Annotated in this window: 12 protein-coding genes; 9 read left to right on the top strand and 3 right to left on the bottom strand. The window is 68.6% G+C overall.

The window, feature by feature from the left end; all coding sequences use genetic code 11:
- The first annotated feature begins 3 nt into the window (after positions 1–3).
- The 4 genes from L324_RS15740 (at position 4) to L324_RS15725 (ending at position 4,733) form a co-directional block, all read left to right on the top strand.
- The gene (locus tag L324_RS15740) at positions 4–1,464 is read left to right on the top strand and encodes an FAD-dependent monooxygenase (protein ID WP_037308017.1); all 1,461 of its coding nucleotides are present in this window, start codon (positions 4–6) and stop codon (positions 1,462–1,464) included.
- Between the two features lie 489 nt (positions 1,465–1,953).
- Positions 1,954–2,508, top strand: coding sequence for a flavin reductase family protein (locus L324_RS15735; RefSeq protein ID WP_037308128.1), 555 nt, complete (start codon positions 1,954–1,956; stop codon positions 2,506–2,508).
- A 79-nt stretch (positions 2,509–2,587) separates the two neighbouring features.
- Positions 2,588–3,154 carry a TetR/AcrR family transcriptional regulator gene (locus tag L324_RS15730; protein ID WP_161780861.1) on the top strand — a complete coding sequence of 189 codons (567 nt, stop codon included), beginning with the start codon at positions 2,588–2,590 and terminating at the stop codon, positions 3,152–3,154.
- A 76-nt stretch (positions 3,155–3,230) separates the two neighbouring features.
- Positions 3,231–4,733: an MDR family MFS transporter gene (locus L324_RS15725; protein ID WP_037308125.1), complete on the top strand. Its 1,503-nt coding sequence runs from the start codon at positions 3,231–3,233 to the stop codon at positions 4,731–4,733.
- A gap of 575 nt (positions 4,734–5,308) precedes the next feature.
- On the opposite strand, the gene L324_RS15720 is transcribed toward L324_RS15725, so the two are convergent.
- From L324_RS15720 to L324_RS15710, 3 genes are all read right to left on the bottom strand, one after another.
- Positions 5,309–6,772 (bottom strand): FAD-dependent monooxygenase, encoded by a 1,464-nt coding sequence (locus tag L324_RS15720; protein ID WP_037308015.1) that lies wholly within the window; start codon positions 6,770–6,772, stop codon positions 5,309–5,311.
- Between the two features lie 83 nt (positions 6,773–6,855).
- Positions 6,856–8,475 (bottom strand): NAD(P)/FAD-dependent oxidoreductase, encoded by a 1,620-nt coding sequence (locus L324_RS15715; RefSeq protein ID WP_037308122.1) that lies wholly within the window; start codon positions 8,473–8,475, stop codon positions 6,856–6,858.
- A gap of 14 nt (positions 8,476–8,489) precedes the next feature.
- On the bottom strand, positions 8,490–9,692 hold the full coding sequence (locus L324_RS15710) for a nucleotide disphospho-sugar-binding domain-containing protein (RefSeq protein WP_081736350.1): 1,203 nt from the start codon (positions 9,690–9,692) through the stop codon (positions 8,490–8,492).
- Between the two features lie 216 nt (positions 9,693–9,908).
- Between L324_RS15710 and L324_RS15705 the strand changes: the two genes are divergently transcribed.
- The 5 genes from L324_RS15705 (at position 9,909) to L324_RS15685 (ending at position 16,218) form a co-directional block, all read left to right on the top strand.
- Positions 9,909–11,831: an elongation factor G gene (locus tag L324_RS15705; protein WP_037308011.1), complete on the top strand. Its 1,923-nt coding sequence runs from the start codon at positions 9,909–9,911 to the stop codon at positions 11,829–11,831.
- 73 nt (positions 11,832–11,904) lie between these two features.
- On the top strand, positions 11,905–12,165 hold the full coding sequence (locus L324_RS15700) for an acyl carrier protein (protein WP_037308008.1): 261 nt from the start codon (positions 11,905–11,907) through the stop codon (positions 12,163–12,165).
- A gap of 28 nt (positions 12,166–12,193) precedes the next feature.
- Positions 12,194–14,032: an asparagine synthase (glutamine-hydrolyzing) gene (gene asnB / locus L324_RS15695; protein ID WP_037308005.1), complete on the top strand. Its 1,839-nt coding sequence runs from the start codon at positions 12,194–12,196 to the stop codon at positions 14,030–14,032.
- 22 nt (positions 14,033–14,054) lie between these two features.
- Positions 14,055–14,690, top strand: a complete 636-nt coding sequence (locus tag L324_RS15690) for a response regulator transcription factor (protein ID WP_037308002.1) — start codon at positions 14,055–14,057, stop codon at positions 14,688–14,690.
- A gap of 874 nt (positions 14,691–15,564) precedes the next feature.
- Positions 15,565–16,218, top strand: coding sequence for a response regulator transcription factor (locus L324_RS15685; protein WP_037307999.1), 654 nt, complete (start codon positions 15,565–15,567; stop codon positions 16,216–16,218).
- The last annotated feature ends 52 nt before the right edge of the window (positions 16,219–16,270 follow it).

The following is a 16,270-nucleotide window of genomic DNA, read 5'->3' as shown; positions in this document are numbered from 1 at the left end:
GAAGTGGACTACGACGTCCTGGTGGTCGGCGGCGGGCCGACCGGAATGATGCTCGCCGCCGAACTGCGGCTGGCCGGGGTCCGCCCGCTGGTCGTCGAACGACTGGCACGGCCCTACCCGTTCTCGAAGGCGCTGGGCATCCACGCCCGCAGCATCGAACTCCTCGAACTGCGCGGCATCCACGACCGGTTCCTGGAGGGCGCCCCGCTGCTTTCGGGCGGGCACTTCGCCAGCCTGCCGGTCGGACTGAACTACAAATCGCTGGAAACCCGGCATCCCTATGGCCTGTACCAGAAACAGGTCGACACGGAACGCCTCCTCACCGCACGCGCCGAGGAACTGGGCACCGAGATCCGCCGCGGGCACGAACTCACCGCGCTGGCGCAGGACGAGGACGGCGTCACGGCCACCATCACCGGGCCCGATGGCGAATACCGGGTGCGGGCGGGCTACGTCGTCGGCTGCGACGGTGGCCGCAGCCGGACCCGCAAACTGGCCGGGATCCCTTTCCCCGGACAGGAACCGGGGCTGGCCGTACTCATGGCCGACGCCGAGTTCTCGGGCGAGCTGCCCGAGGGTGAGGGCATGGGCCCGTTGCGCCCGTACGGCGTCATCCGGCGCGATCTGCGGGCGTGGTTCTCGGCGGTGCCGCTGTTCGAACCCGGCGTCTACCGCGCCATGGTGTTCCGCTACGACCACGTCTGGCCGGATCGCGACCGGCCGGTGACCGAGGAGGAGATGCGCGCGGCGATCACCGAACTCGTCGGCCACGACTGCGGTCTGACCGGGATCCAGTGGCTCACGCGCCTGACCGACGTCTCCCGCCAGGCCGAGCGATACCGGGAAGGCCGGGTCCTGCTCGCGGGCGACGCCGCCCACGTGCACTTCCCGTCGGGCGGGCCGGGGCTCAACATGGGCCTGCAGGACGCGATGAACCTCGGCTGGAAACTCGCGGCGGTGGTGAACGGCTGGGGCGACGGCGCGCTGCTCGACAGTTACCACACCGAGCGGCATCCGGTGGGGCGCACGGTGTTGCGCAACACCCGGACCCAGTGCGCGCTGTTCGACCCCGATCCCCGCCTCGACGCCGTCCGGGAGACCTTCACCGATCTGCTGCGCATCGACCAGGTCAACCGCTACTTCACCGGCCTCGGCTCGGCGCTCGACGTGCGGTACGACCTGCCCGGCGAGCATCCCCTCACCGGGGCGCGCATGCCCGATCTGGACGTGCGGACCCCGGACGGCGTCCGGCGGCTCAGCGAGTACTTCCACGACGGCCTCGGCGTGCTGACCGGGGCTTCCGCGGAGAAGTGGAAGGACCGGGTGGCGGTCGTCGAAGGAGAGGTCGAGGGGCCGGCGATGCTCGTCCGGCCGGACGGATACGTCTGCTGGGCAGGCGATCCGGCCGAGGACGGAGCGGGCCTCGACGCGGCTCTCCGGACCTGGTTCGGGCCGCCGTTGTAGGACCGGACCGCGCTGGTTCTCGTGAGTGGTAATGACGGCTATTTGAGGGGTAAGGCAAAGATGTCGTGCCCCGGCGAGCGTCCGGACTGGCTGGCAGAAGCCGGGCCACGGCCCCGAGAGACACTTTTCTGAAGACAAGTGTCCGACTTGGGTCGTTTGTGCGGTTTCGCGAGGTGGTCGTGAGTGGCAAGGAGCGTTAGAACGCTCTTTGCCACTCACGACCCCGTTCAGGAACGTGCCTTTAGGCATCAACCGGACACCGAGTCGCCGCAAACCGTCCTTTGTGGACCGGCCCCGGTCTCGTGAGAGAGTCCCACGTAGGTCGCCAAGTAGTGAAGGCCTCCTTTACTACCTTGAGGGTAGGCAAGGGGACCTTCACGGCATCGAGTCGATCACGCCACGTTTGCCTTACCTCACAATATAACCGTCATTACCACTCACGAGACCCGCACCACCCACCCTCGAAACCGGATGGGCACCGTGGGCGGTATGACGGAAACCCCTTTTCCCACACAGGTCGTCGATCCGGAGACCTTCCGGTCGATCATGAGCGCGTTCCCCTCCGGCGTCACCGTGGTGACCACTTTGGACAGTGCGGGCGCGCCCGTCGGCGTCACGTGCAGTGCCGCCTGCAGTGTTTCGCAGGAGCCGCCGCTGTTGCTGGTCTGCCTGCACCGCGCCAGTTCCGTACTCGCCGCCCTGGTCGAACGCGGCGGGTTCGTGGTCAACTTCCTCCGCGACAACAGTGCGGAGACCTCCGCGTTGTTCGCCTCCCGCACCGGCGACCGGTTCGCCTCCGTGCCCTGGGAGGCCCAGCCGCGCTCGGGACTCCCCTGGTTGCCGTGGGACACCGTCGCGCACGCCGAATGCCAGGTCGTCCGGACGGTGGAGGCGGGCGATCACGTCGTGGTGCTCGGCGCGATCACGCAGGGCGCGGCGCACGAGGCGCGGGGCCCGCTCTTGTACTGGCGACGCCGCTACGGCACGTGGCCCGCCGAGGAGGACACGATGGCGGTGGCGCTCACCCATGCCACCGAAGGCTGAGCACTGGCGGTACGGGAAGCTGACGTACTCCCCGAATCCTAACTTGCAGACCGTGCAAAGTTGGCATACTGTGCAATCCATGTCCCGCAGGGAACGTCATCGTGCCCGGAAACGGCACGAGATCAAGATGGCCGCCGTCCGGCTCGCACTGGCGAGCGGTCCCGGCGAGGTGACGGTCGACGCCATCAGCACGGCGGCCGACATCGCCCCGCGGACGTTCTTCAACTACTTCTCCAGCAAGGAAGAAGCGTTGACGCCGGACAGCAACTGGACGGCACAGGAACTGCTGGACCTGTTCAACGCCCAGCCCGCGGACGAGTCGCCGTTGCGGTCGTTGCGGGGCGTGGCGAGGCAGATCGCCGATTCGTACGCGCCGTCGCCGGAGGAACTCGAACTCTGGCAACGGCATCCGGAACTGCTCACCCTGGCTCAACCCGAAGACGAAGAAGAGATCTTCCCGGCCTTGATCGACGCCGTCACCGCGCGACTCGGCGACGACTCCCCGCATCCGATCTACCCGAGCCTGCTCGTGACGTCGGTGTTCGGCGCGATGCACTGCGCGGCACGGGCTTCGTGGTCGGTTCCGGGCAAGACCGTCGAAGACCTCGTCGACGAAGCACTGGACCTGCTCGAGCGCGGTCTCTGAGCTCCACCGCACTTCCCGGCCCTTCGCACGGAGGGCCGGCGCCCGACCATGCCCTCATCCACCGGAAGGCACCGCAATGGCCACAGAGCAAGAAGCGCAGCCGGGCAGACTCCAGGGAGGTCAGCTCCGCGTCATCGTCGTCTCGATCATGGTGTGCATGGTCCTCAGCGCGCTGGACCTGACGATCGTGTCGACGGCGGCGCCGAAGATCGTCGGCGAACTCGACGGCCTTCCCTACCTTTCCTGGCTCTTCAACACCTATGTGATCGTCGCGGGCGTCACCACGCCGTTGTACGGCAAGCTTTCCGACATGTTCGGCACGCGACGGCTGTACCTGTTCGCGCTGAGCACCTTCCTCCTCGGTTCCGCGCTCAGCGGACTGGCCCAGACCATGTTCCAGCTCGTGGCTTTCCGTGCCGTGCAAGGGATCGGTGCCGGCGGGTTGACGGTGCTGACGATCACGGTGATCGCGGAGGTCGTCCCGCCCGCCGACCGCGGCAAGTACATGGGCATGTTCGGCAGCGTGCTCGGTGTCGGCGCGATCGCCGGACCACTGCTGGGCGGCCTGCTCACCGACGCGCTGTCCTGGCGCTGGATCTTCTACATCAACCTGCCGCTCGGCCTGATCGCACTGGTGGCGATCTTCCGCGCGCTCAAGCTGCCGCCCAAGCGGTCCGACCGGCCGATCGACTTCCTCGGCTTCGCCCTGCTGGCCGGTCTGGTCGTGGCGATCACGCTGGTCACCTCGTGGGGCGGCGGCGAGTACGACTGGGGCTCCTCCACGATTCTGCTGCTCATCGGCGCGTCCGCGGTCCTGCTGGTGCTGTTCGTGGCGAGGCAGCTGACGGCGCCGGAACCGATCATGCCGCCGCGGATGTTCAAGGTCTCGTCGGTCACGCTCGCCTGCCTGGCCAACGTCTTCGTGCACACCTGGGCCACCGTCGTCCCGGCCTTCGTGCCGCTGTTCGTCCAGCTGGCCATGGGGCGCACCGCGACGAACACCGCGTTGCTGCAGCTGCCGAACATCCTCGCCCTGATGGTGGTCTCGACGGTCAGCGGCAACCTGATCACCAAGTGGCGGCGGTACAAATGGGCCCCGGTGCTCGGCACCGCACTCGGCGTCGTTTCGCTCCTGCTGTTCGCGAGCATGACCCCGGACACCAGCCAGTTCCTGCTGATGGCGTACATGGCGCTGTTCGGGATCGCGATCGGGCTGTGCATGCAGCCGCTGCTGGTGGCGATCCAGGTGACCGCGCCCGAGGCCGACATGGGCGCCGCGGTCGCGGCGGGGACGTTCTCCCAGCGGATCGGCGGCGCGGTCGGGTTCGCCGTGATGGCCGCGCTGTTCTCGGGCTGGCTCGGCTCGCGGCTGGCCACGGTGGGGCTGACCGAGAAGACCGCGTCGGCGGATTCGCTCGGCTCGCTCTCGCCGCAGACCCAGGCGCTAGTGCACCAGGCGTACGCGGACGCGATCTCCGAGGTCTTCCTCTGGACCGTCCCGGTGGTCGCCGCCGGTCTCCTGATCAGCTTGCTGCTGAAGAACATCAAGGTCGACGAGGACGTCGAGATCGACGTCTGAGCCCGGACCCGTGTCCCTCCTGTGTGTACTGTCCACAGAGGACACCCATGAAGAAGGCCGCCTCGCCGGATCCCCCACCGGTGAGGCGGCCTTCCTTTTGTCGGGCGACGAGGCGAAGGTAGGCGCCTGCCCGTGTCTCCAATGTGGCATTGGGGACGCTGAGTGTCCCCAATGCCACATTGGAGACATTTCGCCGACGTACTTGAGAAGCACGGCAACGGCAGCGTCCCAAAGGCCCCCTTTGAGACGCTGAACGTCTCAAAGGGTCCCTACGAGACGCCTCCTGCCGACCGGGCCCAGACCTCCCGAGTAACTCGGATCGCCAGACCGGACCCTGCCGGCAGCGACAAGAGCAGCACTGACCAGCAGCGCTCTGCGACTTTGCCGGAACCTTGACCTTCAGAGTAGGGAAGGAGGCCTTCACGGACTGACGACACTTCGCCGTCGGCCGACCGCCATCCGCATCGGGCCGTCGCCACCGGGGAAAGCTCTCAAGCTGGGCAAACACCTTGACAAGACCAAGCTTCCGACCTCAAGTTCCTGGCAGTGCGGCCGAGCGCGTGGGGAAAGTCAGCTCACCGAGTTCCGAACCAGGTCGTCAGTGCCTCGGCGAGGCCCTGGTCGCCGTCACCCTCCTCCGCCGCCCACGCCACGTACCCGTCCGGGCGGATCAGGATCGCGGCGGGGCCGGCACCCTCCGCCGCCTTGTGCTCGACCCGCTCGACCCGGTCCGCCCAGCCTTCCGGCACCGGGAACCGCCCGGTCAGATCGAGCAGCACCGGCCGCGCCGAACGCAGCAGTTCGGCCACCCGCACCCCGCCGTCCAGCGCCACCGGCGGGACGAGCCCGCCCACCAGCCGATGCGCGCCCTCCGGCGCCGGATACCGCGCGTCGAGGCCGGTGAGCAGCCGCGAAAGGTGCAGGTTCACCTCCTCGATCGCGAGCAGTTCGCGGAACAGTTCCCGCACCGGGTCGATGGTCTCGGCCGGATCCATCAGCGCCAGCTGTGCCCGGGTCTCCAGGATGACGCGCTCCGCCGCGGGACGGCGTTCCCGGTCGTAGGTGTCCAGCAGCTCCTCCCCCGCCGTGCCGGTCAGCCGCGCGCCCAGCTTCCAGCCGAGGTTCATCGCGTCCTGCAGGCCGAGGTTGAGTCCCTGCGCGCCGATCGGGAAGTGGACGTGCGCCGCGTCGCCGGCGAGGAACACCCGTCCCTTCCGGTAGGAGTCCGCCAGCCGCGAAGCGTCGGTGAACCGGGCCAGCCACGTCGGCTCGCTCATCCCGATGTCGCGGCCGGTCACGCGGCGCACCGCGGCACGCAGTTCCTCCAAGGTCACCGGGACGTCCCTGCCGGGCACCTCACGGCCGAATTCGCAGGTGAAGACCCGGATGCCCTCGCCGGGCATGCCGACGGCCATGACCAGCCCGTCCGGCGTGCGTACCGTGCCGGGGATCCCGGACGGGAACTCGTCCGGCGCGTCGAGCGTGACATCACCGAGCAACGCGGAAACCTGACCCGCGCGGCCGGGGAATCCGATACCGGCGAGTTTGCGCACGGTGCTGCGCCCGCCGTCGCAGCCGACCAGGTATCCGGCGGTGAGCTCGTAGTCGCCGTCCGGGCCGCTCACCGCGATCCGGACGCCCGCGTCGTCCTGGTCGAGCCCGGTGATCTCGTGCCCGCGCCGGATCTCCGCGCCGAGGCCGCGGGCGTGTTCCTCGAGGTAGGCCTCGGTCCGGGCCTGCGGGATGCCGAGGGTGAACGGATGCTCGCTGTCGAGCCGGTCGAGGTCCAGCAGCGGCGGGCGGATGGCGGCGAAATGCGTTTTCGGGATCTTGATCGCCGTGGCCTCGAAGCGGCCGAGGAGACCGCGGTGGTCGAGCAGCTCCAGAGTCCGGGTCTGCAGCCGGAACGCCCGCGAGTGCGGATCCGGTTCGGCGAGCCGTTCGAGTACCACCACCGAAGCCCCGGCCAGCCGGAGTTCGGCGGCGAGGAAGGCGCCGACGGGGCCGCAGCCCGCGACCACCACCTGATAGTCGGTCATCCGAGTTCTCCTTACGTGTCAAAGGGAAACGAAAGGCCGGCCGCCGGTCCCTGGCAGGACCGGCGGCCGGCCGGGTGAGCACTTCAGTGCGTCGGGACGGCTGCCGCGAGCAACTCGCGGATCTCCGGCCGCGGATGCGCGGCCGCCCAGTCACCGATCAACGCCATCCGTTCCTCGGTCGGGTCGATGAACCGGACCTCGGGACGGTTGAAGTCGAGCGGCGGCAGCATCCAGTCCGCGGCGCGGACCTTCGCGGCGAGCGTCGCCGCTGCCTCCTCCGCGGCGAGCGAACCGGCGTCCACCCGTTCGCACGCGGAGACGACGTCCTCGAACAATTCGGCGTAGAAGTCCGTCGGGCACCACAGGCCGGGGTACTTCGTGTCGTCCAGCGCGCGCAGCGGCGCGTCGGACCCGGCGCTCCGTGCCGCACGCAACGCGTTCAGCACATACTTGCCACCGAGCACACTGCCCGCCGCCCAGACACGGAACAGGGAGTTCCACAGGTCGTAGTGCTCGAAGGCGACGAAGGCACCGTTGACGAGACGGTCGTTGTAGTCGAGAAGGCCCTGTTCGAGCGTCTCGACGTACTCGAACCTGTCGGCCGAGAAGTCGTCCTCGGTCAGCGCCTCGATCAGCCGCCACGCCAGCGCGTTGATGACCTCGCTGGTGTTGGAAAGGCCGCGGGAGAAGAGCGGGTCGATGAACCCCGCGGCGTGCGACATCAGGCACCAGCGGTGCCCGACGGTCTTCGTCGACGAGTACTGCATCCGGTCGGTGCGCACCCATTCCCGGACCGTCCGCGCCCCGGCCAGCTGCCGGGCGACCGCGGGGAACCGGTTGGCGTGCGCCCAGAACTCCTCCTCCGCGGTCAGGTCGGGGCGGGCGGGGTAGCGGCGCGGGTCGAGCTGGATACCCACGCTGCACAACGGATTCGTCGCGCCGGGATGATTGTCGAACGGGATGATCCACATCCAGCCCCGTTCGAACATGTGGTGCATGGTGCCCTCGTTGAACGGGACCGGCGGCTGATCCGCCGGGCCGAAGCCGAGGTGGTCGTCGGCGGGCTGGACGCCGATCATGTGGGTGAAGAGCGAGCGGGCGTGGTGCTTGAGCCTGCTGGGCCGCTCCCGCAGGTTCAGTTGCGCGGCGAGCGGCGACCGGAACCCGCTGGCGTCGACCAGGTAGCGGCCGCGATGGCTGCTGCCGTCGACGCCGTGCACGACGACCTCGTCCTCGCCGAGGTCGATGCGGTCCACCCGGTAGTTCTGCCGGGCACGGCAGCCGTAGCGGATCGCGGTGTGCAGCATGTACGCGTCGGTGTCCTGGCGGAAGAAGTGCGCCGCCTGCCCCATCGCCGACGGGATGCGGAACATGTTGGTCTCGCGCGGATCCGGCTCCTCGCCGTCCCGGTGCAGCGCGAACCCGAAGTTGCTCTTCACCCCGTGCGAACTGCTGATTTTGGACTGCACGGTCTGGAAACTCGCCAGATCGGCGATCTCCGGCACGTCGTAGCGGGCCGCGATCAGCTTCAGCACGCTCAGGGTCTGCCCGATCGTCGACTCGCCGACGGCGAACCGCGGATGGTGGGCGCCGTCCAGCATCAGCACCGAGAAACCCTTGCGCGCCAGGATCGACGACAGCATCGTCCCGGACAGCCCCGTGCCGATGACGATGACGTCGTGGCGTTCGGTGGACTCGGTCATCTCGTTCCCTTCGCTCACGCCGTGACGACCAGCGGGCTGTTGCAGGCGTCGGCTCCCCGCGCGAACTCTTCGAGCAGTCCGACCAGCGCGCCGGGCGTCGGCTGGGCCTCGTTCTCCCGCTTCAGGGCCTGCGCGCTCTCGCGGTACTCGGGTTTGGTGAGCACCGCGCCGACCGCGTCGGCGATCGCGTCGGCGGGGGCGGTGTCCGGGTCCGGCACGGAGATCCCCGCGCCGGTGCCGACGATCTTCTCGGCCCAGAAGTCCTGCACCGCGCTCTGCGGCATGACGACCTGCGGCACCCCGTTCGACGCGGTGTTCATCCCGGTGCCGACGCCGCTGTGATGGACGACCGCGTCGGCGGTCGGCAGCAGCAGGCTGAACGGGAAGTTCTCGACGATCCGCACGTTGTCGCGGGCGGCGATCCCCGCACGCGAGGCACGGTCGACCGCCACGATCACTTCCGCGCCGAGACCGCCGACGCCGTCGACGATCCGGCCGATCAGCTTGTCCAGCAACGTGGTGGTGAGGCCGGGGGTGACGACGACGCGCGGGCGGTCGTCCCGCCGCACGAGCCAGTCCGGCTCGATCAGCGGCCCGTTGTAGGACACCAGGCGCATCGGCGCCCACGGGATGCGGTGCGGGTCGCGGAGGCTCGGCAGGCACGGGTCGATGTATGCCTCGTCGAAGACCGGCTGGAGACCGTGCGGGGTGAACAGGCGTTCGTAGACCGCGGTCAGTTCCGGCGCACGGTAGTCGAACCCGAACGCGAAGCCGAAGGTGTGGCCGATCGCGGGCACCCCGGCCGCCGCCGCGGCCACCAGGCCGACGGTCGCCGCCGAATCGTGCACCACCAGATCCGGCTTCCACGACCGCGCGAACTCGACGGCGTCGGCCGCCTGCCCTTCCGCCGCGGCGAGGATGCGGCTGGCCATGTCGACCCGCAGTTCGGGGTCGAGCAGATCCGGCTGGGTGACCCAGTTGCCCTTGAGGGTGCGCGGGCTGCCCTTGTACGCGAGACCCGCGTGCCGGTTCTGGGCCTCTTGGATGGCCTTCTCGTCACCGAGCGGGACCACCGCCAGCCCGGCGTTCGACAGCGCCTGGACGCCGAGCGGGCGGACGGCGACCCGCACCTCGTGCCCCGCCAGCTGGCAGGCCCAGCTCAGCGGGACGATCCACGGGACGTGCGCCCCTGCCGCGGCAACAAAGAGAATTCGCATCGCGCCTACCTTCCGGAGTCGGTTCGACCTCGGACGCTAGGAACCCGCCTTCGACAGGACTTCGAGCGCGCGGCGAGTGAACGCACCACCGGCGGGGGTGTTCTGCTGGTAAGATCGCGAATCGAATGACGTTCCGCTGAAAGGAGAATGGTGTGAGGTGCGCTGTCGAGTCCCCCAGTCGTATGGACCTTTCGACAGCACTGGAGCCATTCATCCATGCAGCACGTCAACATCGGGATCCTCGCCCACGTCGACGCCGGTAAGACCAGCCTCACGGAGCGGTTGCTCCATCACGCCGGCGTCATCGACCGGATCGGCCGTGTCGACAGCGGAGACACGCAGACCGATTCGATGGAGATGGAACGCCGTCGCGGTATCACCATCCGTTCGGCCGTCGTGTCGTTCGCGCTCGACGACGTCCACGTCAACCTGATCGACACCCCCGGTCACCCGGATTTCATCGCCGAAGTCGAGCGCGCCCTGCGGGTCCTCGACGGCGTGGTCCTGGTCGTCTCCGCGGTGGAAGGGGTACAGGCGCAGACCAGGGTGCTGATGCGCGCCGTGGCGCGCCTGCGCATTCCCGTCCTGGTGTTCGTGAACAAGATCGACCGGGGCGGCGCCCGGTACGAGAGCCTGATCGCGGATCTGACCGAACGTCTCGGCCTGAGTTGTGCCGTGATGTCCGAAGTGGACGGTTTGGGCACTCTCGACGCGCGTAGCGTGCCGAAACCGCTCACACCGTCGCCTGCCCTCGCCGAATTACTCGCCGAGCACAGCGACACGTTCCTCTCCGCCTACCTCGAGAACGAGAACTCGCTGACCGCGGAGGACTACCGGGCGGAAGTGATCCGCCAGACCCGGCGCGGCCTCGTCTCCCCGGTGTTCTTCGGTTCGGCCCGCACCGGGGACGGAGTCGCCGAGGTGACCGCGGGAATCCGCGACTTCCTCGGCGGCGCGACCGAAACGGCGTCCGACGGCGAATTACGCGCGAGCGTGTTCAAGATCGAACGGGGTAACGCCGGGGAAAAGATCGCTTATGTCCGGGTTTTCTCCGGCGAATTACGCGCACGGGAAACCGTCCGGTTTCATCGGCCCGGCCCCGGCGGATTACGCGTTTTCGACGGGAAGATCACCGCGGTGAGAGTCTTCGAGCGGGGTTTGGACACCGTCGAATCCGCCGCCGGACCAGGGCGGATCGCGAAGGTCAGCGGGCTCAAGGAGATCCGGATCGGCGACCGGATCGGCGTCGAGGACGGCAGGGCGGAAGCCGCGCATTTCCCCCCGCCCAGCCTGGAAACCGTGGTGCGGCCGGTGAACCCGGCGGACACCCCGGCCCTGTTCGCCGGCCTGCGGGACCTCGCCGAACTGGATCCGCTGATCACCGTCGCGCAGGACGACGAGACGCGGCGGATCACCGTGCGGCTCTACGGCGAGGTGCAGAAGGAGGTCATCCGGGAGACCCTCGCCGAGCAACGCGGGCTCGCCGTCGAGTTCACCGGGACGCAGACCGTCTGTGTCGAGCGGCCGACCGGCGTCGGCGAATCGGTGTGGGAGATCGGTGACGGCCGCAACCCGTTCTTCGCCACACTCGGGCTGCGGGTCGGGCCGGGTGCGCCGGGTTCGGGCCTGACCTTCGGGCTGGACGTCGAACTCGGCTCCCTGCCGCTGGCGTTCCACAAGGGGATCGAGGAATCCGTGGCGATGGCGCTGTCGAAGGGCTTGCACGGCTGGGAGGTCGTCGACTGCGCGGTGACGGTGACCCGCACCGGGTACTTCAGCCCGATCAGCGCCGCGGGTGACTTCCGCAAGGTCGCCCCGCTGGCCTTCGCCGAAGCGCTGCGGCGGGCCGGGACCGAGGTACTGGAGCCGGTCAGCCGGTTCGAGATCGAACTGCCCGCCGACGCGGTGAGCGCGACACTCTCCCGGCTGGTCGAATTCGGCGGCCTGGTGACGGAATCCAGCATCCGCGGCGCCAGGGCCGAACTCGGCGGCACCCTGCCGACCGGTGAGGTACACCGGTTCGACCAGCAGTTGCCGGGGCTGTCCCACGGCGAAGGCCTGCTGTCGACGGAGATCACCGGCTACCGGCCGGTGCAGGGCCCGCCGCCGCGGCGGGTGCCCGCCCCGGCGGCGCTCTGAAGCTGCTCTAAGGGCCCTCAAAGGGAAAAGGGTTGTCTGTCCAGGCCGGACAACCTTTTCCCAAGGAGTACCCATGGCCACCATCCTGAGCCTCGACAAGCTGCTCGCCCTGCTGAGCGAGAGCGCGGGCGAAGACGAATCGATCGACTACACCGGCGACATCCTGGACATGGAGTTCGAAGCACTCGGCTACGACTCCCTCGCCATGTTCAACACGGTGAACCGCGTCGAACGCGACTACGGCATCTCCGTCGGGGACGACATCGTCGCCAACGCGAAGACGCCGCGACTGCTGCTCGCGGAGATCAACGAACGCCTCCGCGCGGTCGGCTGACCCTGTTCGCGCCACCGAAAGGAACGACATGTGCGGAATCGCCGGCTGGGCGAGCTTCGACCGGGATCTCGCGGGCCACCGGGACGTGCTGGCGGCCATGACCGCCACCATGGCGTGCCGTGGCCCCGACGACGAGGGCCTGTTCGTCGACGGTCCGGTGGCGCTGGGCCACCGGCGGCTGGCGGTGCTCGACCCGGCGGGCAGCACCCAGCCGATGACGGCCCACGCCGACGGACGGCCGCTGGCGACCATCACCTTTTGCGGCGAGGTGTACAACTTCGCCGCGCTCCGCACGGAACTGGAGGGCCACGGCCACCGGTTCCGCACCCGCGGCGACACCGAAGTCGTCCTGCAGGCCTACCTCCGGTGGGGCGAGGACGTCGCGGAGCGGCTCGACGGGATGTTCGCGTTCGCGGTGTGGGACCACCGCCGCCGGGAACTGCTGCTGGTCCGCGACCGGATGGGCGTCAAACCGCTGTACTACCACCGGACCTCCGACGGAGTGCTGTTCGGTTCGGAGCCCAAGGCGGTCCTCGCCCATCCGGCGGTGCGGCGCACCGTCGACGCCGACGGGCTGTCGGAAGCGCTGGACATGGTCAAGACACCCGGGCACGCCGTGTTCTCGGCGCTCGCGGAACTGCGGCCGGGCCACACGCTCCGGATCAACACCGCCGGAGCCGTCCAACGGCGTTACTGGGCGCTCCAGGCGGAGGAGCACATGGACGACCTCGACACCACGATCGCCACGGTGCGCGAACTGCTTTCGGCCGCGGTCGAATCCCAGCTGGTGTCCGACGTGCCGCTGTGCACACTCCTGTCGGGCGGGCTGGATTCGTCGGCGATCACCGCGCTCGCCGCGCGGCACAGCACCGGGAGGATCCGCTCGTTCTCGGTCGATTTCGCCGACGCCGCCGCGGTGTTCACCCCGGACGCGGTCCGGGGCGGCGCCGACGCGCCGTTCGCCAGGGAGGTCGCCGCGCATGTCGGCGCGGAACACCACGAGGTGCTCCTCGACAGCGCCGGGCTGACCGATCCGGCCGTCCGGCACGCAGTCCTGGGGGCCGTCGACCTCCCGCCGGCGTACTGGGGTGACATGTGGCCCTCGCTGTACCTGCTCTCCCGCGCGATCCGGAAGCACGCGACGGTGGCCCTCTCCGGGGAATCCGCCGACGAACTCTTCGGCGGCTACCGGTGGTTCCACAACCCGAACGCGATCGGCGCCGACACCTTCCCTTGGCTCACCTCGGGTTCGGCGCGCTACTTCGGCGGGACGTCGCTGCTGGACCGCGGCCTGGTCGCCAAACTCGACCTGCCGTCCCGGCGCGAGGGTGCCTACCGCGACGCGCTCGCCGAGGTTCCGCGCCTGGCGGGGGAAAGCGGGACGGCGCGGCGGATGCGCGAGCTGTCCTACCTCAACCTGACCCGTTTCGTGCAGACCCTGCTGGACCGCAAGGACCGGATGAGCATGGCGGCGGGCCTGGAGGTGCGCGTCCCGTTCTGTGATCACCGGCTGGTGCAGTATGTGTTCTCCGTGCCCTGGGCGTGGAAGTCGTTCGACGGCAGGGAAAAGAGCCTGCTGCGCGCCGCCGTCGCCGATCTCCTGCCCCGTTCGGTGCTGGAGCGGCCCAAGACGCCGTACCCGGCCACGCTGGACGTCGGCTACGAGAAGGCGCTCCGGGAGGAGCTGGCGCGGGTGGACGCCGATCCGGACGCGCCGGTGCGGCCGCTGCTGGACCGGGAACGGGTGCGCGCGCTGCTGGCCCGTCCCCTGCGGGAGCAGAGCCGGTCCTACGACCGCGGCGGACTGGAGATGGCGCTGTGGCTCAATTCCTGGCTGGACCGGTACCGGATCCGGCTCGATCTCTAGGTGTGCTGCCCGGGGAGGGCCGATGAGAACCGGTACGCGCGTCCTGATCGTCGAAGGTAATCCCGTCTTCCGCGGCGGCCTGAAGTCCTTGCTCGACTCCGCGGGGCTGCGGGTGGTCGGCACGGCCGCCGACGCGACCGCCGCGGCCCCGTCGATCATGCGGGAACTGCCGGATCTCGTGCTGCTGGGCAGCGACGACCCGGACGCGGACGTCGAAGCCGAACTGGACCGGATCCTGGCCGCGCGCGCCGACCAGCAGGTGCTGCTGCTGGTCGGCAGGCACTCCCGCGCGTCCGCGGCGCATCTGCTGTTGCGGCCGGGGGTCCGCGGCAGGCTGCCGAGAGAGGTCACCGACGACCACCTGGTCTCGGTGATCAGGGAAATCGGGCACAACGACGAATGGATCTTCGTTTCCGCACCTCAGGCCGCGCTGCCTTCGTTGCTCACCAGTGAGCACACCGTGCTCTCGCCGCGGGAGCGCGAGATCGTCCGGCTCATGGCCCGGTCGATGACCAACCGGCAGATCGCCAGGACACTGCAGCTGAGCGACGGCACCGTCAAACGGCACGTGCACAACATCGTCGCGAAGCTGGGCGCGGCCTCGCGGCAGGACGCCGTCCACCGTTCGGCACTGACCCTGCCGCCGGACCGGCCTTGAGGCCCGGGCGCATTTAGTCGACTACCTGCGCTGCCCTGCGGCCCCTCCGTCAGGGCTCAAGCGCCCACGGTCCTGCGGGCCCCCTCGAACCAGGAACCACGACGTGAAGGCCCCCTTCACTGCGTCTAGCGCTGCGAAGGGGGCCTTCACGTACTTGCCGGACCGGAAGCCCGAAGCGGGACGAAAGGCACTCAAAGGGAGCAAACGCACGAAAAGCGACACGATCCCGCCACCATCAACCCGCTTGCCGTTAATTCACGAGATTAATTTTCACCACTCCGGGTCGCATTACCTGAATTCGCCGCGATCGACAAGGATACTTCGCGTGCTATAATCTTCCCGCACTGTGGACCATTCGTCGTATCATGACGGAAACCGTCCGAAACAGCATTCGAATATCACTCTCGGCACTCGTGCGACTCCGGCTTCGATTCGCGATTAATCGTCGGGCAAGAGGATGAATCCCAGCAGGCAGGCGGCAGAGTAAAGGATACATTACCTATTCCTTTATCGCCCAGAATGCCAGGGCCAAATAGCGAAACTCGTCCTCTTTGTCCACTTGAGGACAACTACTCGCGGCGCGCGGCCGGGTCACCTCAATGGCCGATTCCAAGCCTTCGCCGAATCGTTAACCTCGGCTACGAGCCCCCCGAGGCGTCCGATAGAAAAGCGCACACGGGGAGTTGCGTTCCTGGGGTTGAAGGCATTGCTTGGGGGTAAAATTGCGATCCAACCATTTTCCGAGAATGGTTGATCCGGTTTCGAGCAACCACAAAGAAACGGTGCGCGGCACAGGAGGCTCCGCCCCGAATGATTCCTTCCGACAGGCACGAAAGTGACTCCGCGTGTTCGTTCCTGACCGGAAGGAGATGTTTTGCCGTACGCAAACAACGCCACGAGGATCCTGGTCGTCGAACCGAACCCGGTCTTCCGTATGGGTCTGCAATCCTTCCTCGCCGCCGAGGAGAACTTCGCCGTGTGCGCCGCCGTGGGCAGCGTGGACCAGGCGATCGAAGTCCTGCATCGCCAGCCCGTCGACGTCGTGCTGTACGGCATGGAGGAAGCGGCCCCGAACCGGACCACGGCGGCGGGACTCGCGCGGCTGTTCCGCCAGCGGCACGGCTACCGCGTGGTGGTGCTCAGCCAGAGTGAGCAGCCCGGGGCCGCGGAAGCCTTCCTCGGCTCCGGCGTCAGCGCGTACCTCCCGAAAGACGTTTCGGGGGAGCACCTGGTCTCCGTGGTCCGCGGGGTGAGCGGAGACCACGAACTGGTGTTCATCGTGACCTCACGACTCGGGATCGCGTCGATCGTGCGTCCCCGTGAGCTGGGACTGTCGAGCCGCGAGCGGGAGATCATCCTGCTGGTCGCCGAGGCGCTGAGCAACGCCGAGATCGCGAGCCGGCTCCGGATCACCATCGGCACGGTCAAACGCCACCTCCGCAACATCTTCGTGAAACTGAGCGCGGTCTCCCGGATCGACGCGGTGAACAAGGCGCGGGCCGCCGGCATGCTGCCCGTCCCGGCCTGAAACCCGCCCGGGGGGTGGATCCGCCGCCCCGCCCCTCGGGCGTCACCACCGG

The sequence above is a fragment of the Amycolatopsis orientalis DSM 40040 = KCTC 9412 genome, assembly GCF_000478275.1.
GTDB lineage: Bacteria > Actinomycetota > Actinomycetes > Mycobacteriales > Pseudonocardiaceae > Amycolatopsis > Amycolatopsis orientalis.
Note: the sequence above shows the minus strand (reverse complement) of the source record. Positions and strands in the feature narration are given on the sequence as shown.

Excerpts from the sequence above, each read along its gene's own strand:
- L324_RS15735 (WP_037308128.1), top strand. The coding sequence starts at position 1,954 with ATGACGGAAACCCCTTTTCCCACACAGGTCGTCGATCCGGAGACCTTC.
- L324_RS15730 (WP_161780861.1), top strand. The coding sequence starts at position 2,588 with ATGTCCCGCAGGGAACGTCATCGTGCCCGGAAACGGCACGAGATCAAG.
- L324_RS15725 (WP_037308125.1), top strand. The coding sequence starts at position 3,231 with ATGGCCACAGAGCAAGAAGCGCAGCCGGGCAGACTCCAGGGAGGTCAG.
- L324_RS15720 (WP_037308015.1), bottom strand. The coding sequence starts at position 6,772 with ATGACCGACTATCAGGTGGTGGTCGCGGGCTGCGGCCCCGTCGGCGCC.
- L324_RS15715 (WP_037308122.1), bottom strand. The coding sequence starts at position 8,475 with ATGACCGAGTCCACCGAACGCCACGACGTCATCGTCATCGGCACGGGG.
- L324_RS15710 (WP_081736350.1), bottom strand. The coding sequence starts at position 9,692 with ATGCGAATTCTCTTTGTTGCCGCGGCAGGGGCGCACGTCCCGTGGATC.
- L324_RS15705 (WP_037308011.1), top strand. The coding sequence starts at position 9,909 with ATGCAGCACGTCAACATCGGGATCCTCGCCCACGTCGACGCCGGTAAG.
- L324_RS15700 (WP_037308008.1), top strand. The coding sequence starts at position 11,905 with ATGGCCACCATCCTGAGCCTCGACAAGCTGCTCGCCCTGCTGAGCGAG.
- asnB (WP_037308005.1), top strand. The coding sequence starts at position 12,194 with ATGTGCGGAATCGCCGGCTGGGCGAGCTTCGACCGGGATCTCGCGGGC.
- L324_RS15690 (WP_037308002.1), top strand. The coding sequence starts at position 14,055 with ATGAGAACCGGTACGCGCGTCCTGATCGTCGAAGGTAATCCCGTCTTC.